Consider the following 20,885-nt stretch of genomic DNA (forward strand, 5'->3'; position numbering starts at 1 on the left):
CAGCATTTGTGCCAGCTTGCCGGGGCAGGCCGACTGCGGCACGTCACGGCCTCATCAGTCCGACCAGGAGGGCGCCGTGGCTTTCAAGACCCGCATCACCGAAATGCTCGGCATCGAGCACCCGATCGTCCAGGGCGGCATGCAGTCGGTCGGCGTCGCGGAGCTGGCGAGCGCGGTCTCCAACGCCGGCGGCCTCGGCATCCTGACCGCGCTGACGCAGCCGTCGCCCGAAGCGCTGCGCGACGAGATCGAGCGCTGCCGGTCGATGACCGACAAGCCGTTCGGCGTGAATTTGACGGTGTTCCCGACGATCAACGCGCCTGACTATGTCGCCTATGCTCAGGCGATCATCGACGGTGGCATCCGCATCGTCGAGACCGCGGGCACTCCCGCCGTGCGCGAGATCTGGGCAATGCTGAAGCCGCACGGCGTCATGATCCTGCACAAATGCACCGCCGTCCGCCACGCGCTGTCGGCCGAGCGCGCCGGGGTCGACGTCATCTCGATCGACGGCTTCGAGTGCGCCGGCCACCCCGGCGAGGACGATATTCCCGGCCTGATCCTGATCCCCGCGGCGGCCGACAAAGTGAAGATTCCGATGCTCGCGAGCGGCGGTTTCGGCGACGGTCGCGGGCTGGTCGCGGCGCTGGCGCTCGGCGCCGACGGCATCAACATGGGCACGCGCTTCTGCGCGACCGCCGAGGCGCAGATCCACCCGAACGTGAAGCAGGCCTATATCGACAACGACGAGCGCGGTTCGTACCTGATCTTCCGCAGCCTCAAGAACACCGCCCGCGTCGGCAAGAGCGCGGTGTCGGAGGAGGTCGTGCGCCGCCTCGCGGAACCCGGCGCGACCTTCGCCGACGTCCAGGAACTGGTCAGCGGCAAGGCCGGCAAGGAGCTGCTGGAGACCGGCGACATGAGCCGCGGCGTGTTCTGGGCCGGCATGGTGCAGGGCTTGATCCACGACATCCCGACCTGCCGGGAACTCATCGACCGCATCATCGGCGATGCCGAGCAGATCGTCACCGAGCGGCTGGCGGGCTCGCTCTCGTCAAGCCGCTCCGCTGCCCGTCTGGTCGCGTAGGACCTGCTTGGTATAGGCGAGCAACTGGTCGATTTCGGCGGCACCGAGCTGCCCGCCGAGGTTACCATAAGCCATGCCCTCGAGGATGTAGTGGGCGATGTTGCCGGCCCGGGCGACGTCGGGGTCGGTGTAGTTCCACTTGAAGGTCGTGCGCGCGATCTCGTGCCATTCGTGCAGGAAGGCGCTGTACTGCGAGGCCAGCAGCGCCGCGAGCTCGGGCTGTGACCGCGCCGCCAGCACCATCTCCTGGTAGGCGCGGAACTCGCGCTCGTTGAGGTGACGCCAGTGCGTGTCGATGACGTGGTCGATGACGTTCGCGCCCTCGGGCAACGCCGACAGGTCGGTGCGGAACAGGTCGAGGCGGCGGGTGTGCAGGAACTCGACCGCCGACCGCATCAGCGCCAGCCAGGTTGGGAAATGATATTGTAGGCCGCCCCGCGACACGCCCGCCTGCTTGGCGACCAGCGCCGCCGACACCTCCGAATAGGGTCGCTCCGCCAGGCAGTCGATGACCGTCTCCAGGATCTGCGTGCGCATCGCGTCGCTCTTGGCGAGCTGGTTACGCGACGCTCCCGGTTCACGCGGACGTCGCAGCCGGGCTGTGCGTGACGTCGTCGTCGCAACAATGGTCAAGCCGGCCTCATCCAGTCGCTCCGCAGCGTTCATCGCCCTTCTCCAATTGCGGTCTCCCGTCAACAATCACGCACGCGTGAAACGACCGTCACAGCCCGGTTGACAATTATCGTACGCAGTGCTCTTTTTAAAACAAGCAGCACAGCTTGAAATAGGCGCTGCACTCTGGGGAGACGATGATGAAGCCGAAGATCCGCGCTGGATTGCTGTGCTCAATAGCCGTGCTAGGCGTAGCGATCCTACCATTCGCGGCCTCTGCACAGGTCCTCGCTTCGGCCGACGATACCGCTGCTGCGGCCGGTAGCGAGAACATCGTCGTCACCGCCCAGCGCCGCGCCCAGGCGATCCGCGACGTGCCACAGTCGGTGCAGGCCCTCGGCGGCGACCAGTTGATCGCGACCGGCGTCGACGATCTCGCCAAGGCGATCAGCCTGGTGCCGAGCGCGACCACCGGCTCGACGATCTCGGCCGGCAGCAACTCACTCCAGATCCGCGGCGTCGCGGCATCGGAGACCGACGGCGATGCCACCGTCGGCTTCTACCTCGACAACTTCGCCTTCTCGCTCCCCGGCCGTCCGTTCGCGCCCGCTGTCGACTTCTACGACCTGCAGCGCGTCGAGGTCCTGCGCGGACCGTCCGGCACGCTCTACGGCCTCGGCTCGCTCGGCGGCACGATCAAGGTGCTGACCAACGACCCCGACCTGAACGACGTCTCAGGCTCGGTCCGGGTCCAGGCCAACGCGACCGAGAGCAGCGAGCCTGGCGGCGGCGTCGATCTGATGCTCAACGCGCCGATCATTCCGGGCAAGCTCGCGGTGCGCGGCGTGTTCTCGTACAAGCTGATCGGCGGCTATGCGGACTCGATCCCGACGGGCAAGAAGAACATCAACGACGCACGCAGCCTGACCGGTCGCGTCAAGGTTCTCGCTGAGCCCACCGAGAACCTGAAAATCCGCCTGACCTACTGGCGCAACCAGTCCGACCAGGATTTCTCGAACCGCATCACCTCGTACGATCCGCCGCTGCTCAACCAGACCTTCGGCATCGCGAACTCGAAATACTCGGTCTACACTGGCGACATCGACTACGACCTCGGCTTTGCGACCATCCAGAGCACGACCGGCTACATCAAGAACACGGTCGTCACCAACAACGGCGGCGCGATCATCGGCATCGGTGATTTCACCTCGATCTGGCCGCTGACGACGAAGAACTTCAACGAGGACTTCCGCATCACGTCGTCCGGCAGCGGTCCCTTCCGCTGGATCGTCGGTGCGTTCTATCAGGATGGCAAGACTTCCGGTGGCCAGAGCGTGTCGCTGTTCGACCTGCCCGTCGGCGGCCAGACCGGACTGGCGACGTTCAACGACAATACCCTCAAGAGTACCGGCTACGCGGTCTACGGCGAGGGCACGTATTCGCTGTTCCAGCGCAGCCTCGACCTCACCGTCGGCGGCCGCTATTTCCGGGAAAAGCGCCGGTTCATCGAGAACAGCTCGCTGACCCTGATCGGGGCGGGCATCACCACGCCGACGATTGGCACTGACCGCGCGACCAACGACACGTTCAACCCGCGCTTCAATATCGCCTACCACGCCGGCCATGACGGGCTGCTCTACGTCGAGGCGGCCAAGGGCTTCCGCAGTGCGTCGATCACCTCGAGCTCGATCGTCGGCGGTGCCAACCTCGCGCTCGGCACCAACTTCTCGAACTCGTCCGCTCCCGACACCTTGTGGAACTACGAAGCCGGCGTGAAATGGGGCTTCTTCGACAACCACGTCAACGTCGAGCTGTCGGCCTATTACTTCGACTGGAAGGACGCGCAGATCGAGCTGTCGCCGACGCTCCAGACCATCGTCGTGCCGATCGGCAACGTCCACGGCCGCGGTATCGATGCGCAGGTCGACTGGCGTACGCCGATCACCGGGCTCCGCATCCAGGCGAGCGGCAATCTCAACAAGACCGAACTGCGCAGCATCCTGCCGGCGATCACCAGCGCGCTGCCGTTCCTGGCCGACGGACGGCAGTTGCCGGGCACTGCGAAACGGACCTTCGCAATTGCGGCGAACTATGCCGCACCGCTGAACTCCAACGGCCTCGAGTTGCGCGCCAACGGTCGCTACACCTACCGCTCGCGCCAGCAGAGCGTCTTCGACGGCCGCTATGCGCCGTGGAACGGCCTCGGCTCGGCCCGCCTCGGCGTCGGCAACGAGGGCTTCGACCTCGCGCTATTCTCCGACAACATCGGGAACGCCAAGCGCCCGATCTCGGTGCCCGGCGGGCAGGTTCAGGTGCCCTATCCCCGGACCTTCGGCGTCGTGCTCGAAAAGAAGTTCTGATGGCGGCTGCGGCCCCGGCAGGCGAGGCGGTCGGGGCGCAGCGGCTTGCCGGCCGAACCGCGCTGGTGACCGGCGCGCTCGGCGGGATCGGCCTGCCGATTGCCGAGCGCTTCGCCGCCGAGGGCTGTGCCGTGATCCTGGCCGACCTTGCGGACCACGACGATCCGGCGGCGACCGCTGCCCTCGGACGGGCCGGCAAAAACGCGCGCTACCTACGGCTCGACATCACCAGCCAGGCCGACTGGCAGGAAGCGGCCACGAAAATCGGCGAAGGTGGCGGCACGCTCCACATTCTCGTCAACAACGCGGGCATAGCGACCACCGGGGCCATCGCGGGCGTGCCGCTCGAGGATTGGCGTCGGACGATGACGGTCAACTGCGAGGGCGCGTTCCTCGGCGTTCAGACCCTTATCGCACTGCTGGCCGCGGGAGCCCGAGCCTCGGGTTCATGGTCGAGCGTGATCAACCTGTCCTCCATCCTCGGCATCGTCGGCTACGCAGACAGCGCCGCATACTCGGCGAGCAAGGGGGCGATCCGTGCTTTCAGCAAGGCGGCGGCAGTCGAATTCGCGCGCTCGGGCGACCGCATCCCCGTCAACGCGCTGCATCCCGGCTTCGTCCGCACCCCGATGACGGTGAAGGGTGCGGCCGAGATGGCAGGCGGCGATGCGCTGCTCGACAGTCTCGCTGCCGCGACCCCGATGGGACGGCTCGCGGAGGTCCACGAAATCGCCGCTGCGGCCGCCTTCCTCGCCTCCGACGACAGCAGCTTCATGACCGGTGCCGAACTCGTGATCGATGGCGGCTGGACCGCGCAATAGACTGGAAACTGGCATGGCGAAGATCGAACAGGAGTTTCACGCGGCCTGGCAGTCGCAGGGCGAATATCAGGCGACGCCGTTCCTGCCGCGCAAGCCGATCCCTGATATCGGCCACGAGCGCATCGATGGCGAGCGGTTTCATTCGCCTGACTTCATGGCGCGCGAGTGGTCGCATATCTGGACGAAGACGTGGAATATCGGCTGCCACGTCAGCGAGTTGCCCGACCCGGGTTCTTTCCGCGTCCACACGCTCGGCAAGGAATCACTATTGTTCGTGCGTGGCGAGGACGAGGTCGTCCGCGGCTTCTTCAACGTCTGCCAGCACCGCGGCAACATCCTCTGCCAGGTCCACGAGGGCGATGCGACTGTGTTCAAATGCCCGTTCCACGGCTGGGAGTGGAACGTCGACGGCACCCTGCGCCGGATCATGCACCCGCAGCTGTTCCCGCAGTTCAACGGCGGCATCGCGCCCGGCGAGCTCGATCTGCCGCCCCTCAAGGTCGAGACCTGGGGCGGCTGGGTGTGGTTCAACATGGACCTTGGCGCGCAGCCCCTCGCCGATTTCCTGGGCGAGGCCGGCCGCCACCTCGAAAGCTACGAGCTCGACAAGTTCAGTCTCGTCGAGTCCAAAAGCTTCGAGTGGCACGGCAACTGGAAGCACGCGCACGACGCCTTCAACGAGAGCTATCACTTCGAGGCGCTGCACCCTGAGTTCCTGCACTTCGCCGAAGGCTTCGACGTGCCGATCGAGCTGCTCGGCATCCACAGCCGCATGCTCAACTTCAACAGCACGGTCAGCGAGATCATCGAGGAGCGCGACGAGATGACCCCGGTGCGCGAGAAGTTCCTGGGATCGCACGAGGACTACACCGGCTCGGCCAAGGACGTGCACCTCGACATCGTCGCCCGCAAGCGCGCGATGCAGGATGATACCCACCTGCCGTACAAACGCCTGAACGACGAGCAGCTGGCGCACCAGTATCATTACACGTTCTTCCCGGGGACAACGTTCACCTCGACGCCCGAGGTTTCGATCGTCTTCCGCTACCGGCCGCACGAGAGCGATCCGAATTATTGCTACTACGACTTCCTGATCACCCGCCACGACCCGCCGGGGTCGCCGCGCCCGGAGTTCGAGCATCGCCTGTACCGCCACGCCGAGCTGCCCGACTACGCCGAGGCGTTCGAGGGCACGTTCGACCCGGTGTTGTCGAACGTGCTGCGGCAGGACGGTTCGAACATGCCGACGATGCAGCAGGGCACGCAGTCCGAGGGTTTCCGCGGCATGATACTGGGCGAGCAGGAGGTGCGTTTGCGACATTTTCACCAGACGATCGATCGGTACCTGATGGGCAATGCCCCACGGACGGGGGACCGATAATGACCGCTCCGGCGCGTATCCACGTCATCAGCGGCGGTCGTTTCCACGACTTCGACCTCGCGCGCCGCACCCTGCTCAACCTGATCGGCGAGGACGACCGCACCCGCGCCACCTGCGCGCAGGACTTCACCGGCATCGACCAGCTCGACGGCTATGCAGGGCTCATCCTCTACACCTGCGACCTGATGCCGACGGATGCTGAGGCCGATGCGATCGATGCGTTCGTCAGCGGTGGCGGCCGGCTGTTCGCCCTCCACGCTGCCAACGCCGAGCTCGAGTTCACCGATGGCCCCGAGATCGTCGCCAGCGGCGTGCGCATCCCGGGCCTCGTCAAGCCGACCGCGGTGACCGTCGCGCCCAAGTTCATCGCGCTCATCGGCAGCCGCTTCCAGGCGCACCTCGCGGCGGAGACGATGCACATCCACGTCGAGGACCACGCCCACCCGATCACCGCGGGCCTGCAGGACTTCGAGATCGTCGACGAGCCGTACCTGGCGACACCCGTCGGCGAATATCACACCCTGTTGTCGGCCCGGTACAGCGGCAAGGCGAACGGCTACATCCTGTCGGACTGGCCGGACGACCCGCCGCGCCCACAGCTTTACGTTAAGGATCACGGCGCCGGCGGCGTCCTTTACACACCCCTCGGCCACGCCTGCGGCAAGTTCGACATGCAGCCGATGATGGAGGAGGCACCGGTGGTCCGCGGCCCCTGGGACGAGCCGATCTTCCAGGAGATCCTGCGCCGCGGCATTGGCTGGATCGTCGAAGGCCACACGGCCACCGCAGGATGAGCCTCGACGCGGAGCTCGCCGGCAAAGTCGTCATCGTCACCGGAGCCGCCTCGGGGATCGGCGCCCGCACCGTCGAGCGGATCCTCGCGGCCGGGGGGAGCGTCGTCGCCGTCGACCGCGTCGCCACCGCGCGCCCTGCAACGCTGAATGCCGTGTTCGACGTGACCGACGAGGACGGCTGGCGGGCCCTCGCCGCGCAGGTCGTCGAACGCTTCGGACGCATCGACGGGCTGGTCAACTGCGCCGGCGTGATCCGCATGGGCGCGGTCGTCGACCTGTCGCTGGCCGACTTCCGCACGGTGATGGCGGTCAACGTCGAGGGCGTCTTCCTCGGCATGAAGTACGTCCTGCCGGCGATGCTGGCGGCGGCCAGCGGTGCGGTCGTCAACCTGTCCTCGACCGCCGGCATCGCCGGAGCGGCGGGGGCGGGCGCCTATTGTGCGAGCAAGGGCGCGGTGCGGATGCTGTCAAAGTCCGCCGCGCTCGAGGCGATCGCGGCGGGCGGCCACGTCCGCGTCAACTCGCTCCACCCGGCGATGACCGAGACGCCGATGGTCGCCGACATCGTGCGCCAGCTTGGTGGCGATGCTGCAATCGAGGACCAGATGCGGGCCCTCCAGCCGTCTGGCAATTTCATCCCGGCGGACGCCGTGGTCGACGGCATCCTGTTCTTGCTCTCCGACCGCTCGGTCTTCATGAATGGGACCGAGTTGATCGTCGACAACGGATTCACCGCGCAATGACCGAGGGCGAGCTCGATACACCGGTCGATTTCGTGCCCGCGCTGGGCACCGGCGACATCGCCCCCGGCACCCTGAAGGTCGTCAAGGCCGGCGGCTTCGACGTCATGGTCGTCAACCTTGCGGGCGAGTTCTTCGCTGTCGAGAACCGCTGCAGCCATGCCGAGAGCACGCTTGACGGCGGTCGCCTCCGCATGGGCCGCATTTCGTGCCCGCTGCACGGCGCGATGTTCGATATCCGGACCGGCGGCTCCAAGAGCGGCAACCTCGTGCGGACCGGACTCCGCACCTTCGCGACGCGCATCGACGGGGACATGGTGCTGGTCGCGACGATCCCGACGCCGGCGCTGACCCAGCCTGTGAGCTAGGTTGCGAGCTCGGGTTTGTCGGACCCGGTGACGATGTCGATCAGCTTGCGGCATGCCGGCGACACGTCGCGGTTGTGGATCAGCCACAGGCGGCTGATCGCGCCGGGCGAGACCAGCGGACGATAGACGAGATCCTCGAGGTGGAGCGCCGCCAGCGACCGCGCCAGCACGGTGATACCGAAACCCGCGGCGACCAGCCCGAGCAATGTCGCCAGCGCCCCGACCTCCTGCACCACCCGCGGCTCGAAGCCGGCGGCGCGGCAAAGCCGCGTCAGGTGCTCGTTGAAGCCCGAGCCGAGCTTGCTTTCGTACAGCACGAACGCTTCGTCGCTCAGGTCGGCGATACCCAGCGTCGCGCGGGCCGCCAGCCGGTGGTCGGCGCGCATCGCGACCAGGATATCCTCTTCGAGCAACATGCTGGCGACCAGCGTCGACGGCAGCACCGGCGGCTCGACCCCGCGGATGAAGCCGACATCGAGGGCCCGTTCAGCGAGCCGCTCGATCTGGCTGGCACGCGGCATCTCGGCGAGGTCGAGGTGGACCGCGGGGTAGGCGGCGCGGAAGTCGAACAGCGCCTTCGACAGCAGCGGCGTCAGCGGGGCCGACGTGATGAAGCCGATCGCCAGCTCGCCGATCTCGCCGCGCTCGGCCCGGCGCGCCGTGGCGATGGCGTGGTCCGCCTGCGCCAGCGTCTTGCGCGCCTCGTCGAGGAACGCCTTGCCGGCCTCGGTCAGCCGCACCCGGCGGCTGGTGCGCTCGAACAATTCGAGCCCGAGTTCGGTCTCGAGCGCCCGTATCTGCTGGCTGAGCGGCGGCTGCGAAATGCCGAGGCGCATTGCCGCACGTCCGAAGTGCAGTTCCTCGGCGACGCCGACGAAGTACCTGAAGTGACGCAATTCCACGATCGGGTCGCCCTGCCTATCAATCGTGCCGTATCAGGTATTGGACGGCACTGCAGCATTTCATCAGATCGACCCTCGGCCCAGCGAGCGCTGCCCCGCGACGGCTTGCGGTATGGCGTTTGCGCGGAGCGTGTCTGTAGTGATGTTGTGATCGGCCCCTCGTGATCGGTATCGTTAAAATCGCGTTGCAGCGGCCGCTGACGTTTATCGTCATGGCGATGCTGATCGCCATCGTCGGCATCCTCGCGGCGCTGCGCACCCCGGTCGACATCTTCCCAAACATCCGCGTGCCGGTCATCGCGGTGGCGTGGAACTACGCCGGCCTGTCGCCCGACGACATGGCCGGGCGCATCGTGACGCCGTACGAGCGCGTCCTGACGACGACGGTCAACGATATCGAGCATATCGAAAGCCAGTCGCTGCAGGGCATCGGCATCGTCAAGATCTTCTTCCAGCCGGGCGCCGATATCCGGACCGCAACGGCGCAGGTGACCTCGATCTCGCAGAGCGTCCTGAAGCAGTTGCCGCCTGGCGTGACCCCGCCGCTGATCCTCAACTACAGCGCCTCGACGGTGCCGATCCTGCAGCTCGCACTGTCGGGCAAGGGGCTGAGCGAGCAGCAGTTGTTCGACATCGGGCAGACCCAGGTGCGGACGACGCTGGTCACCGTGCCCGGCGCAGCGATCCCCTATCCGTCGGGCGGCAAGGCGCGGCAGGTGCAGATCGACATCGACCCGCAGGCGCTGCAATCGAAGGGCCTGTCGGCGCAGGACGTCGGCAACGCCATTGCCGCGCAGAACCAGATCAACCCCGCCGGCTTCGCCAAGATCGGGTCGTACCAGTACAGCATCAAGCTCAACAACGCCCCCGACACCATCGCCGGGCTGAACGACTTGCCGGTCAAGGTCGTCAACGGCGCGACGATCTACATGCGCGACGTCGCCTATGTCCGCGACGGCAGCGGGCCGCAGACCAATGTCGTCCACGTCGACGGTCGCCGGTCGGTGCTGATGACGATCCTCAAGAACGGTGCGACCTCGACGCTGGCGATCGTCCAGGGCGTCAAGGACAGCCTGCCCGGCATCGCCGCGACGTTGCCCGAAAGCCTGCGCATCGTGCCGATCGGCGACCAGTCGATATTCGTGAAGGGCGCCGTCACCGGCGTCGTCGTCGAGGGCGCGATCGCCGCGGCACTGACCTCGCTGATGATCCTGCTGTTCCTCGGCTCGTGGCGTTCGACGGTGATCATCGCCTTGTCGATCCCGCTCTCGGTGCTGGCGGCGGTGGCGATGCTGGCGGCGTCCGGCCAGACCCTCAACGTGATGACGCTCGGCGGCCTCGCGCTCGCGGTCGGCATCCTGGTCGACGACGCCACCGTCACCATCGAGAGCATCGAGTGGCACCTCGAGAAGGGCAAGACCGTCATCCAGTCGATCCTCGACGGGGCCGCGCAGATCGTCACCCCGGCGTTCGTCTCACTGCTGTGCATCTGCATCGTTTTCGTGCCGATGTTTTTCCTGCCGGGCGTTGCCGGCTTCCTGTTCGTGCCGCTGGCGATGGCGGTGGTGTTCGCGATGATCGCGTCGTTCGTGTTGTCGCGCACGCTGGTGCCGACGATGGCGATGTACCTGCTGCGGCCGCACCATGTCGGCGAGGACGGCCACGCCGCCGGCAAGCCGACGTCGCGCAACCCGCTGGTCCGCTTCCAGCGCGGCTTCGAAAGCAATTTTGCGCGCATCCGCGTCGGCTACGGCGGGCTGCTGGAGCGGGCGCTCGGGGCCCGCGCCCTGTTCATGGGCGGCTTCCTGGCCGTCGTATTGCTGTCCTTCCTGCTGGTGCCGTTCCTCGGCAGCAACTTCTTCCCAACCGTCGACGCCGGGCAGATCACCATGCACGTCCGTGCTCCGATCGGCTCACGGATCGAGGACACCGCCGCCGAGTTCGACCTGATCCAGCGCCGCATCCGCCAGCTCATCCCGCCGTCGCAACTGGCCTCGGTAGTGGATAACATCGGGCTGCCGGTCAGCGCGATCAACACGATCTACAACAACTCCGGGACCATCGGCTCCCAGGACGGCGATATCCTGATCGCGCTGACCAAGGAGCATCGCCCGACCGCGGACTATATTGCGACGCTGCGCCGCGAACTGCCGAGGGATTTCCCCGGCACGAATTTTGCCTTCTTGCCCGCCGACATCACCAGCCAGATCCTCAACTTCGGCGCACCGGCCCCGATCGATATCCAGGTTACTGGCAAGAAGGCGGCGGACAACACCGCTCATGCGGCGCGCATCCTGCGGGCCATCCGCTCGATCCCGGGCCTCGCCGACGCGCGCATCCAGCAGTCGGCGCGGTCGCCGCAGCTTAACGTCGAGATCGACCGCTCGCGCATCGGCCAGTACGGTCTGACCGAGCGCGACGTGACCAACAGCCTGTCGACGACGCTGGCGGGCACGGCGACCACCGCGCCGGTGTTCTTCCTCAATCCGGACAACGGGGTCTCCTACGCGGTCGTCGCGCAGACGCCGGAATACCGCATCGGCTCGATTTCCGACCTGCAGGGCATCCCGGTCTCGGGCGGCCCCGGCACCGCTTCGCAGACGCTGGGCGGCCTCAGCACCGTCGTCCGGACCAACACCGCGCCGGTGATCAGCCACTACAACATTGCGCCTGTCATCGACATTTACGCGACCCCGCAAGGCCGCGACCTGGGCGCCGTGGCCGCCGACATCAACACGGCGATCCACGCCCTCAACAAGCAGAAGGCCAAGGGCGTGACGGTCACCCTGCGCGGGCAATACGTGACCATGAACGACAGTTTCACCGGCCTCGGCTTCGGCATTGTCGCAGCTATCGCGTTGATTTACTTGCTGATTGTCGTCAATTTCCAAAGCTGGGTCGACCCCTTCGTGATCATCACCGCCTTGCCCGCCGCACTTGCCGGAATAGTGTGGATGTTGTTCGCTACGGGCACCACGCTTTCGGTCCCGGCGCTGACCGGAGCGATCATGTGCATGGGCGTCGCCACCGCCAACTCGATCCTCGTCGTCAGCTTCGCCCGCGAACAGCTCGAGGAACTCGGCGACTCTACCAAGGCTGCACTCGAAGCCGGCATGGTCCGCTTCCGCCCAGTGCTGATGACCGCGCTCGCGATGATCATCGGCATGATGCCGATGGCGCTCGGCCTTGGCGACGGTGGCGAGCAGAACGCGCCGCTCGGTCGCGCCGTGATCGGGGGCTTGATCTTCGCCACCGTCGCCACCTTGTTCTTCGTGCCCACCATCTTCAGCTTCGTCCATCGGCATGGCCGGACCAAGCACGTCGCACAGGAGCTCGAGCTCGCCCATGCCTGATACGCGAAACCTCAAGCGCGCCGGAATCGGTGCCGCCGTCGTCGCTGTTGCCGTCGTCGGCTTCGGCATCGCCTCGCGCAGCAGCGCCGACCGCCAGCTCGTCGGCATCGCCAACGAAGCGGCGATCCCGGCGGTCGAGGTGGTCACGCCGAGCCGCGCCGACACGTCCTCCGGGCTCGTCCTGCCGGGCAGCGTGCAGGCGTACAACAGCGCCTCGATCTACGCCCGGACGAACGGCTACGTCCGCCGCTGGCTGGTCGACATCGGCGACCGCGTTGCCGCCGGGCAGACACTCGCCATCCTCGACGCGCCGGAGGTCGACCAGCAGCTGGCGCAGGCGCAGGCCGACTACCAGACCGCATTGGCCAACGAGGCGCTGGCCAAGAGCACCTCGGTGCGATGGACCGCGTTGCAGGCGAAGGACGCCGTCTCGCGGCAGGAAACCGACGAGAAGGCCGGGGACCTCGCCTCCAAGACGGCCATCGCCAACGGCGAGCTCGCCAACCTCAAGCGCCTCCGCGCGCTGCAAGGCTTTACCCGCCTGACCGCTCCGTTCGCCGGGACCGTGACCAGCCGTTCCGCGCAGATCGGCGGCCTCGTTAGCTCCGGCACCGCGTCCGCAACGGCGTTGTTCACCGTGTCCGACGTCCACCGCATGCGGGTCTATGTCCGCGTTCCGCAGGGTGCGTCGGCGCAGGTCCATCCCGGGCTGCATGCGACGATGACCTTGCCCGAATATCCGGGCCGGACCTTCGACGTCGTGCTGACCCGCGCTGCCGGAGCCGTCGACCTGCAGTCGGGCACCGTGCTCGTCGAGCTACAGGCCGACAACGCCGGCCGCGCACTGAAGCCCGGCGCCTACGCCCAGGTCACTTTCCCGATCGCCGCCGCCGGCAACAGCGTCCGCCTGCCCGCCAGCGCGCTGATCTTCCGTGCCGACGGGCCGACTGTGGCGCTCGTCGACCGTAACGGGCGGGTCACGCTGAAGTCGGTGACGGTCGGCCGCGACGAGGGCAAGCAGGTCGAGATATCAGCCGGGCTGACCGGTAGCGAGCGCATCGTCGACTCCCCGCCCGACGCGCTCGAGAACGGCGACAGGGTCCGCATCCAAAGCCCGCGCGAGGCGGCCCGTGCGCAGAGCTAGGCTTCTTACGACGTCGGCGCTGACGGCGGCCCTTCTGGCGACCGCTGCGTGCTCGCTCGCGCCACCTTACGTAGCACCGACGACGGTCGCTCCGCCGGCGTTCAAGGAAGTCGCCGGCTGGACTCAGGCGACCCCTGCCGATGCCGTGCCGCGCGGCAGTTGGTGGACGATCTTCGGCGACCCGGTCCTCGACGATCTGGAGGCGCGCAGCGAGCGCGCCAGCCCGACGCTCGCGGCCGCACTGGCGCGCTACGATGCTGCCCGCGGCCTCGCCGATGTTACCGCTGCCGATCTGGTGCCGACCGTCACCGCCAACGCCAGCGCGGGCCGGACGCGCGCTTCAGGGGGCCGGCCGCTGGGGGGCGGCACCGCGGCGACCTACAACGAGTTCTCGATCGGCGCGACGCTCGACTACGAGCTCGACCTGTGGGGCCGGGTCCGCAACAGCGTCCGCGCCGACCGCGCCGACGCAGCCGCCAGCAAGGCCGACCTCGCGGCAGTCCGCCTGAGCCTGCAAGCCTCGGTCGCGGATGCCTATTTCCGGCTGCGTGGCCTCGATGCAGAGGCGGCGCTGCTCGACCAGACGGTCAAGGCCTATGAGCGCGCCCTCGACCTGACCACAACCCGCCACGACGGCGGCATCGCCTCAGGGCTCGATGTCAGCCGCTCCGAGAACATCCTGTCCGCGGCGCGCGCCCAGATATCCGCGACCGCTAACCAGCGCGCCGTCACCGAGCACGAGATCGCCGCGTTGGTCGGCGAGGTCGCGTCGAGCTTCGCGATCACGCCGCTGGTACGCCCGCTCGAACCACCCGCGGTCGCCGCCGGCGTACCTTCGCAACTGGTCGAGCGCAGGCCCGATGTGGCGGAGGCCGAGCGGCGTATCGCGGCGGCGAACTTCCGCATCGGCGTCGCCCGCGCCGCGTATTTCCCGAACATCTCGCTCGGCCTCGGCGGCGGTGTCGAGGCGACCAGCGGCTCGTTGTTCAGCAGCCCGGCGATCTTCTGGGGGCTCGGACCGGCGCAGGCCCTACTGACTTTGTTCGACGGTGGCCGGCGGCGTGCACAGGTCCGCATCTCGCGTGCCCAATACGACGAGGCCGCAGCCAGCTACCGCTCGACCGTGCTGACCGCCTTCCGCGAGGCCGAGGACCAGCTCGCCGCGACGCGGCACCTCGCGGCGCAGGCGATCGACCAGCAGGCCGCTGCCGCCGCCGCCGAACGGACCCGTGAGCTGGCGCTGACCCGCTACCGCGATGGTGCCTCTGACTACCTCGATGTCGTCACCGCGCAGACTGCCTCGCTCGATGCCGAGCGGGCGGCGTTGGCGGTCCAGACGAACCGCATGCAGACCGCGGTCGCACTGGTCCGCGCGCTCGGCGGCAGCTACGTTCCCGAGGCCTGAGGCAGTTCGGCCTCCTGGCATGGAGGGTCCCACATGAAGCGCATCCTGTTCGTTGGCCAGAAACCCGAGACCGTCGATTTTTCTGATCCCGCTTTGCCGCCGGGCTTCGACGCCGAGAAGATCAACGCCGGCATTGCGCTCGGTCTTGCCAAGATCGCCGAGCGCGGCTGGCAGGGCGATCCCTGCATGGTCATGCCCGATGAAACCGCTGGCCCGACCATCGAAACCCATTTGCGGAGCGCGAACTACGACTGCGTCGTCATCGGCGGTGGTCTGCGCCTGCCACCGAAGAGCCTGTGGCTGTTCGAAGCGGTGGTCAACGCCGTCCACAGGGCCGCGCCGAACGCCGCGATCGCGTTCAACACGAGCCCGCAGGACACCGCGGACGCCGCCGCGCGCTGGCTCGACAAAGCCTGAGACATCGCGGCCGACCGGCAGATCCGGGGCACCCATAATTGCGATGACGCCGCCCGGATTTCGACTTATGCGGGCGGCAACCAACCAGCGGACCCCCCTGCATGAAACATCGTAGCGCGACCGCCGTAGCTTTGTCGCTGATGCTGATCGAGGCCGCCGCGCAGGCCCAGTCGACGCCGCCCAAGCCGACGCCCAGCCCGGTCGATGCGACGCAGGCGCCAGAGAACCAGGCGATCAACCCGACGCAGCGCCCGACCGGCCCGCTCGCGCCGACTGCTGCCCCCGCAGCCGCCGCGCCGAAGGCCAAGCCCGCCAAGTGGGACGTCAACGCGCCGCCGGGGATGGTCACGCGGGCCGTGCCGATCAAGGTCGACAACGGCACCTGGATGAACGTCGACGTGTCGCACGACGGCAAGACCATCGCCTTCGACCTGCTCGGCGACATCTACACGATGCCGATCGCCGGCGGCATGCCGACCCGCATCGCGGAGGGCCTGGCCTATGAGCAGCAGCCGCGCTTCTCGCCCGATGGCAAGCGCATCGCCTTCACCTCGGACCGTGGCGGCGGCGACAACATCTGGATCATGAACATCGACGGCAGCGACAAGCGCCAGTTGACCAAGGAAGACTTCCGCCTGCTCAACCAGCCGAGCTGGAGCCCCGACGGGCGCTTCATCATCGCTAAGAAGCATTTCACCACCGGCCGCTCGCTCGGCACTGGCGAGGTTTGGCTGTACCACGTCTCGGGCGGCGGCGGCGTACAGTTGGTCAAGCGTGCCAGCGAGCAGCTCCAGAAGGAACTCGGCGAGCCGATCTACGCGCCCGACGGCAAAAGCCTGTACTACACCCGCAACATCACCCCCGGCGCGATCTTCGAGTACGCGCAAGACTCGAACACCGACCTGTTCGACATCGAGCGCTACGACATCGGCACCGGCGAGGTCACCACCGCCGTCTCCGGCGTCGGCGGCTCGGTGCGCCCAACCCCTTCGCCCGACGGCAAGTTGATCGCCTTCGTCCGCCGCGAGCGCGCCCGCTCCAAGCTGTACGTCAAGGACCTCGCCTCGGGCGTCGAGCGCAAGGTCTACGACGCGCTCGACCAGGACGTGCAGGAGACGTGGGCGGTCACCGGTGTCTATCCGAACATGGGCTGGACACCCGACAGTCGCAGCATCGTGTTCTGGGCCGGCGGCAAGATCCGGCGCGTGGCGAGCGACGGCAGTGGTGCCCGCGAAATCCCGTTCAAGGTCGACGACACCCGCATCGTCATCGACGCGACCCACCCGCAGGTCGCGCTCGCGCCCGACAGCTTCGCGACGAAGATGCCGCGCTGGGCGGCGGTCTCGCCCGACGGCAAGCAAGTCGTGTTCGAGACGCTCGGCAAATTGTGGATCAAGCCCGCCAGCGGCGGCACGGCGCGGCGGTTGGTGAAGGGCGACGAGTCCGAGTTCGAGCTGTTCCCGTCGTGGTCGCGCGACGGCCGCAGCATCGTCTTCGTCGGCTGGACAGATTTGGGCCTCGGCCAGCTCCGCACCGTCGCTGCAACCGGCGGCGCGGCGCGCACCGTCTCCGCGCACCCGGGCCACTATTCGCGCCCGCGCTTCTCGCCCGACGGTCGCGCGATCGTCTTCGAGAGCGGGCAGGGCGGTAACCTGACCTCGCCGCGTTGGTCGGAGAACCCCGGCGTCTACCGCATCGCCACGACCGGCGGCACTGCCGTGCGCGTCGCCAAGGACGCGGCCGAGCCGCAGTTCGGCTCCGCCAACGACCGCGTCTTCATGATCGCCGAGGAGAAGGGCAAGCGCCAGCTGGTCAGCACCAATCTCGACGGCGAGGCGAAGCGCGTCCACGCGACCGGCGACCTGGTCAACGACTTCCAGGTCTCGCCCGACGGCGAATACGTCGCCTTCCGCCAGAACTACGAGGCGTTCGTGATGCCGCTGATGCCCGGCACGCAGGACGTCGCGACCGATGAAAAGGGCGGCCCGCTGCCCGCAACCCGCGCCAGTGCGGAAGGTGCGGACTTCATCAACTGGTCGAACAACGGCCGTGAACTGCACTGGAGCATGGGGCCGACGCTCTACACGGTGCAGACCGACGCACTGTTCGGCTCCGCTCCGGCGGTCGAGGACGCGCCCAAGTTCAAGCCGCCGGTCACCGGTGTCTCACTGTCGATGGACGTCACCGCCGACAAGCCGACCGGCACCGTCGTGCTGACCGGCGCGCGCATCGTCAGCATGGCCGACAAGGCCGGCGGCATCATCGACGATGGTGTCATCGTCATCCGCGGCGACCGCATCGTCGCGGTCGGCAAGCGCGGCGCGGTCGTCGTCCCGGCCGGTGCGAAGACGGTCGACGTCAGCGGCAAGACCATCATCCCCGGTCTGGTCGACGCCCATGCCCACGGTCCGCAGGGCGATGACGAGCTCGTGCCGCAGCAGAACTGGTCGTCGATGGTCAACCTCGCAATGGGCGCGACGACGATCCACGACCCGTCCGCCCGTGCCGCCGAGATCTTCGTCGCCGCCGAGATGCAGCGCGCCGGCAAGATCCTGGCACCCCGCACCTTCTCGACCGGCGAGATCATCTACGGGGCCAAGGCCGCCGATGTGTACGCCGAGATCGACAATCTCGACGACGCGCTGGCCGACGTCCGCCGCCTCAAGTCGCAGGGCGCGCACAGCGTCAAGAACTACAACCAGCCGCGTCGCGAGCAGCGCCAGATGGTCGTCGCCGCCGGCCAGCGCGAAGGCGTCGAGGTCGTGCCGGAGGGCGGCTCGCTGTTCGCGATGGACATCTCGCTGATCCAGGACGGCAACTCGACGCTCGAGCACAATCTGCCGGTCGAATATTTTTACGACGACGTCGTCAGCCTGTGGTCGCAGACCAAGACCAACTACACGCCGACATTGGTGGTGACCTACGGCGGCCTCGCGGGCGATCCCTACTGGCGCCAGCACATGGACGTCTGGAAGCACCCGATCCTGTCGAAGTACGAGCCGCCGGCGCAGCTCGCGGCGAAGAACGTCCGGCGGACGATGGCACCCGAGGAGGATTTCGTCGACGCGTGGAGCGCCCGCGAGGCGAAGAAGCTCGCCGACCGCGGTGTCCAGGTCTCGATCGGCGCGCACGGGCAGCAGGCCGGCCTCGGCCCGCACTGGGAGATGTGGTCGTTCGTCCGTGGCGGCTGGAGCCCGGTCGAGGCCCTGCGCGCCGCGACGATCATGCCCGCGACCTCGCTCGGCTATGCGAAGGACGTCGGTTCGCTCGAGGTCGGCAAGCTGGCGGACCTCGTCGTCCTCGATGCCGATCCGACCGTCGACATCCGCAACAGCGACAAGATCTACCGGGTGATGCTCGGCGGCCGGATGTACGACCCGGCGACGATGGACGAGACGGTGACCGGAACCCGCAAGCGCGCGCCGTTCTGGTGGCAGGCGGACGGCGGCAGCGGTGCCGGCGGCACACCTGCGGCAGCGAGCGACGGCGACTAGCGCAGGGTCACCGAGGCACTCATTCGCTCGCCACCGTCGGCTCCGCTCGTCCACAAGGCGAAGCCGTCGTCGGTCTGGGCGAAGTTCAGGTCGAATGCCTCGTCGGCGAAGAGCGGTGCTCGACCCCGGAAGCTGAAGCTTGCGATATCCAGCCCCGGGCGCTCCCGGGACAGTTGGTTCAGCAACAGGATCGCCTGCAGCGGCCCGTGCACGACCAGCCCGGGGTAGCCCTCGACGTCACGTGCATAGTCCGCGTCGTAGTGGATGCGGTGCGCGTTGAATGTCAGTGCCGAAAAGCGGAATAGCGCACGCGCGTCCAGGGACCGTCGGTGCGAGGCCTCGGGTTGTAGGGGCGCCGGTCGCAGCACGGGCGGCGGTGCGGAACCCAGACCTCGGAAGACGAGGTCCTGCTCCTCGACGATGGCGACGCCGCCGGCGGCAGTGATCGTGTGGCGGACGGTGGCGAAGTGCAACAGCCCGGTGCGACCTGACTTGGTCTCGACATTGTTGACGACACTCGACCGGGTGCCATCGCTGCCGAGTGCGACCGGGGCCCGAAACTCGACCCGGCTACCAGCCCACATCCGGCGTGGGGCATCGGGCGGCGGCGCGACCAGCCCGGTGGCGGGGTGGCCGTCCGGAGCTAGCCTCGACTGCCGCTCGTCGGGCAGGAAGTACAGCCAGTGGGCGAGCGGCGGCAGCACGGCCGCCGGCCACGGTGGCGACGGGTAGTCGAGCAGTGCGGCGAGCCGTTGCAGCGGTCCTTCCACGAAGGTGTCGACCCGCTCGAAGCTGGCCCCGATCACCGGCCCGGCGGGTCTAGAAGGACTTAGGGAGGTCGAGGACATGGGTCGCGACGTGGCTGAGGATGAGGTTCGTGCTGATCGGGGCGACCTGGTAGAGGCGCGTCTCGCGGAACTTGCGCTCGATGTCGTATTCCTCCGCGAACCCGAAGCCGCCATGGGTCTGGACGCACATGTCGGCAGCATACCAGCTCGCCTCAGAAGCCAGCATCTTGGCCATGTTGGCCTCGGTCCCGCAGAACTCGCCGGCGTCGAACATTGCGGCGGCGCGGTCGACCATCAGTGCCGCAGCCGAGAGCTGGACATGTGCGCGCGCGATCGGGAACTGGACGCCCTGGTTCTCGCCGATGGCGCGGCCGAAGACGCTGCGGTCGCGGGCATAGGCGCTGGCGCGGTCGATGAAGAAGCGTCCATCGCCGATGCACTCACTGGCGATGAGGATACGCTCGGCGTTCATGCCGTCGAGGATGTAGCGGAAGCCCTTGCCTTCCTCACCGATCAGATTGGCAGCGGGCACGCGGAGCTCGTCGAAGAACAGTTCGGTGGTGGCGTGGTTCAGCATCGTGCGGATCGGCCGGATCGTCAGGCCATTGCCGACCGCGTCGCGCATCTCGACGAGAAGCACGCTCATGCCGTCGCCCGGACGGGCTGCGTCCTCACGCGCCGTAGTGCGGACCAGCAGCACCATCAGGTCGCTGTGCTCGGCGCGGCTGATCCAGATCTTCTGCCCCGAGACGACATAGTCGTCGCCGTCGCGGCGCGCGAAAGTCCGGATGCGGGTGGTGTCGGTGCCGCTGGTCGGTTCGGTCACGGCAAACGCCTGCAGCCGGAGGTCGCCGCTCGCCACCTTGGGCAGGTACCGCTGCTTCTGCGCGTCGCTACCATGCTTGAGGAGGGTACCCATGACGTACATCTGGGCGTGGCACGCGCCGCCGTTGCAGCCGGAGCGATGCACTTCCTCGAGGATCGCCGTCGCCGCCCCGAGCCCGAGGCCCGAGCCGCCGAACGCCTCCGGGATCAGCACCGACAGGAAACCGGCCTCCGTCAGCGCGGCGACGAATTCGCCCGGGTAGGCGCGCTCGCGGTCCTTCTCCTGCCAGTAGGACCCGGGGAACTCGGCGCACAGCCGGCGCACCGACTCCCGGATTTCGGGAAAGCTGATCGCGGTGTTCATCGCCGGTCTTTTCGGCGCAATGCGCGGTCT

16 protein-coding genes are annotated in these 20,885 nt (G+C 67.6%); 12 read left to right on the forward strand and 4 right to left on the reverse strand.

Annotation, left to right across the window (positions count from 1 at the left end):
• Positions 1 to 76 precede the first annotated feature (76 nt).
• Positions 77 to 1,087 (forward strand): nitronate monooxygenase family protein, encoded by a 1,011-nt coding sequence (locus KX816_06205; GenBank protein ID QXQ07609.1) that lies wholly within the window; start codon positions 77 to 79, stop codon positions 1,085 to 1,087.
• Here KX816_06205 and KX816_06210 read toward each other — a convergent pair.
• Positions 1,055 to 1,624 (reverse strand): TetR/AcrR family transcriptional regulator, encoded by a 570-nt coding sequence (locus tag KX816_06210; protein ID QXQ07610.1) that lies wholly within the window; start codon positions 1,622 to 1,624, stop codon positions 1,055 to 1,057. The two genes, KX816_06205 and KX816_06210, sit on opposite strands and share 33 nt — an antisense overlap.
• A 275-nt stretch (positions 1,625 to 1,899) precedes the next feature.
• Between KX816_06210 and KX816_06215 the strand changes: the two genes are divergently transcribed.
• The 6 genes from KX816_06215 to KX816_06240 are packed head-to-tail and all read left to right on the forward strand — an operon-like array spanning position 1,900 to position 8,163.
• Complete coding sequence (locus KX816_06215; protein QXQ07611.1) at positions 1,900 to 4,059, forward strand: TonB-dependent receptor plug domain-containing protein; 2,160 nt, start codon at positions 1,900 to 1,902, stop codon at positions 4,057 to 4,059.
• Positions 4,059 to 4,880 carry an SDR family oxidoreductase gene (locus KX816_06220; GenBank protein QXQ07612.1) on the forward strand — a complete coding sequence of 274 codons (822 nt, stop codon included), beginning with the start codon at positions 4,059 to 4,061 and terminating at the stop codon, positions 4,878 to 4,880. Before KX816_06215 ends, KX816_06220 begins: the two co-directional genes overlap by 1 nt.
• A gap of 13 nt (positions 4,881 to 4,893) precedes the next feature.
• Positions 4,894 to 6,261, forward strand: a complete 1,368-nt coding sequence (locus KX816_06225) for an aromatic ring-hydroxylating dioxygenase subunit alpha (protein QXQ07613.1) — start codon at positions 4,894 to 4,896, stop codon at positions 6,259 to 6,261.
• Positions 6,261 to 7,055 carry a ThuA domain-containing protein gene (locus KX816_06230; protein ID QXQ07614.1) on the forward strand — a complete coding sequence of 265 codons (795 nt, stop codon included), beginning with the start codon at positions 6,261 to 6,263 and terminating at the stop codon, positions 7,053 to 7,055. Before KX816_06225 ends, KX816_06230 begins: the two co-directional genes overlap by 1 nt.
• On the forward strand, positions 7,052 to 7,798 hold the full coding sequence (locus KX816_06235; GenBank protein ID QXQ07615.1) for an SDR family oxidoreductase: 747 nt from the start codon (positions 7,052 to 7,054) through the stop codon (positions 7,796 to 7,798). Before KX816_06230 ends, KX816_06235 begins: the two co-directional genes overlap by 4 nt.
• Positions 7,795 to 8,163: a Rieske 2Fe-2S domain-containing protein gene (locus tag KX816_06240; GenBank protein ID QXQ07616.1), complete on the forward strand. Its 369-nt coding sequence runs from the start codon at positions 7,795 to 7,797 to the stop codon at positions 8,161 to 8,163. The genes KX816_06235 and KX816_06240 overlap by 4 nt, the downstream gene beginning before the upstream one ends.
• Here the strand turns inward: KX816_06240 and KX816_06245 are convergent.
• Positions 8,160 to 9,065, reverse strand: coding sequence for a LysR family transcriptional regulator (locus KX816_06245; protein ID QXQ07617.1), 906 nt, complete (start codon positions 9,063 to 9,065; stop codon positions 8,160 to 8,162). The two genes, KX816_06240 and KX816_06245, sit on opposite strands and share 4 nt — an antisense overlap.
• Before the next feature lie 161 nt (positions 9,066 to 9,226).
• On the opposite strand from KX816_06245, the gene KX816_06250 reads away from it, so the two are divergent.
• From KX816_06250 to KX816_06270, 5 genes are all read left to right on the forward strand, one after another.
• Positions 9,227 to 12,418, forward strand: coding sequence for an efflux RND transporter permease subunit (locus tag KX816_06250; protein ID QXQ07618.1), 3,192 nt, complete (start codon positions 9,227 to 9,229; stop codon positions 12,416 to 12,418).
• Positions 12,411 to 13,562: an efflux RND transporter periplasmic adaptor subunit gene (locus KX816_06255; protein QXQ07619.1), complete on the forward strand. Its 1,152-nt coding sequence runs from the start codon at positions 12,411 to 12,413 to the stop codon at positions 13,560 to 13,562. Before KX816_06250 ends, KX816_06255 begins: the two co-directional genes overlap by 8 nt.
• Positions 13,549 to 14,967, forward strand: coding sequence for an efflux transporter outer membrane subunit (locus KX816_06260; GenBank protein QXQ07620.1), 1,419 nt, complete (start codon positions 13,549 to 13,551; stop codon positions 14,965 to 14,967). Before KX816_06255 ends, KX816_06260 begins: the two co-directional genes overlap by 14 nt.
• Before the next feature lie 33 nt (positions 14,968 to 15,000).
• Positions 15,001 to 15,384 carry a hypothetical protein gene (locus tag KX816_06265; GenBank protein ID QXQ07621.1) on the forward strand — a complete coding sequence of 128 codons (384 nt, stop codon included), beginning with the start codon at positions 15,001 to 15,003 and terminating at the stop codon, positions 15,382 to 15,384.
• 101 nt (positions 15,385 to 15,485) lie between these two features.
• Complete coding sequence (locus KX816_06270; protein ID QXQ07622.1) at positions 15,486 to 18,878, forward strand: amidohydrolase family protein; 3,393 nt, start codon at positions 15,486 to 15,488, stop codon at positions 18,876 to 18,878.
• Here the strand turns inward: KX816_06270 and KX816_06275 are convergent.
• Positions 18,875 to 19,684 (reverse strand): MaoC family dehydratase N-terminal domain-containing protein, encoded by an 810-nt coding sequence (locus tag KX816_06275; GenBank protein ID QXQ07623.1) that lies wholly within the window; start codon positions 19,682 to 19,684, stop codon positions 18,875 to 18,877. The genes KX816_06270 and KX816_06275 overlap by 4 nt on opposite strands.
• 13 nt (positions 19,685 to 19,697) lie before the next feature.
• Positions 19,698 to 20,855 carry an acyl-CoA/acyl-ACP dehydrogenase gene (locus KX816_06280; GenBank protein QXQ07624.1) on the reverse strand — a complete coding sequence of 386 codons (1,158 nt, stop codon included), beginning with the start codon at positions 20,853 to 20,855 and terminating at the stop codon, positions 19,698 to 19,700.
• Between the last annotated feature and the right edge of the window lie 30 nt (positions 20,856 to 20,885).

Source organism: Sphingosinicellaceae bacterium (assembly GCA_019285715.1).
Taxonomy (GTDB): domain Bacteria; phylum Pseudomonadota; class Alphaproteobacteria; order Sphingomonadales; family Sphingomonadaceae; genus Glacieibacterium.

Bases quoted from the DNA above. Each gene is read 5' to 3' on its own strand.
- KX816_06210 (QXQ07610.1), bottom strand. From the start codon at position 1,624: ATGCGCACGCAGATCCTGGAGACGGTCATCGACTGCCTGGCGGAGCGA.
- KX816_06215 (QXQ07611.1), top strand. From the start codon at position 1,900: ATGAAGCCGAAGATCCGCGCTGGATTGCTGTGCTCAATAGCCGTGCTA.
- KX816_06220 (QXQ07612.1), top strand. From the start codon at position 4,059: ATGGCGGCTGCGGCCCCGGCAGGCGAGGCGGTCGGGGCGCAGCGGCTT.
- KX816_06225 (QXQ07613.1), top strand. From the start codon at position 4,894: ATGGCGAAGATCGAACAGGAGTTTCACGCGGCCTGGCAGTCGCAGGGC.
- KX816_06230 (QXQ07614.1), top strand. From the start codon at position 6,261: ATGACCGCTCCGGCGCGTATCCACGTCATCAGCGGCGGTCGTTTCCAC.
- KX816_06235 (QXQ07615.1), top strand. From the start codon at position 7,052: ATGAGCCTCGACGCGGAGCTCGCCGGCAAAGTCGTCATCGTCACCGGA.
- KX816_06240 (QXQ07616.1), top strand. From the start codon at position 7,795: ATGACCGAGGGCGAGCTCGATACACCGGTCGATTTCGTGCCCGCGCTG.
- KX816_06255 (QXQ07619.1), top strand. From the start codon at position 12,411: ATGCCTGATACGCGAAACCTCAAGCGCGCCGGAATCGGTGCCGCCGTC.
- KX816_06265 (QXQ07621.1), top strand. From the start codon at position 15,001: ATGAAGCGCATCCTGTTCGTTGGCCAGAAACCCGAGACCGTCGATTTT.
- KX816_06270 (QXQ07622.1), top strand. From the start codon at position 15,486: ATGAAACATCGTAGCGCGACCGCCGTAGCTTTGTCGCTGATGCTGATC.
- KX816_06280 (QXQ07624.1), bottom strand. From the start codon at position 20,855: ATGAACACCGCGATCAGCTTTCCCGAAATCCGGGAGTCGGTGCGCCGG.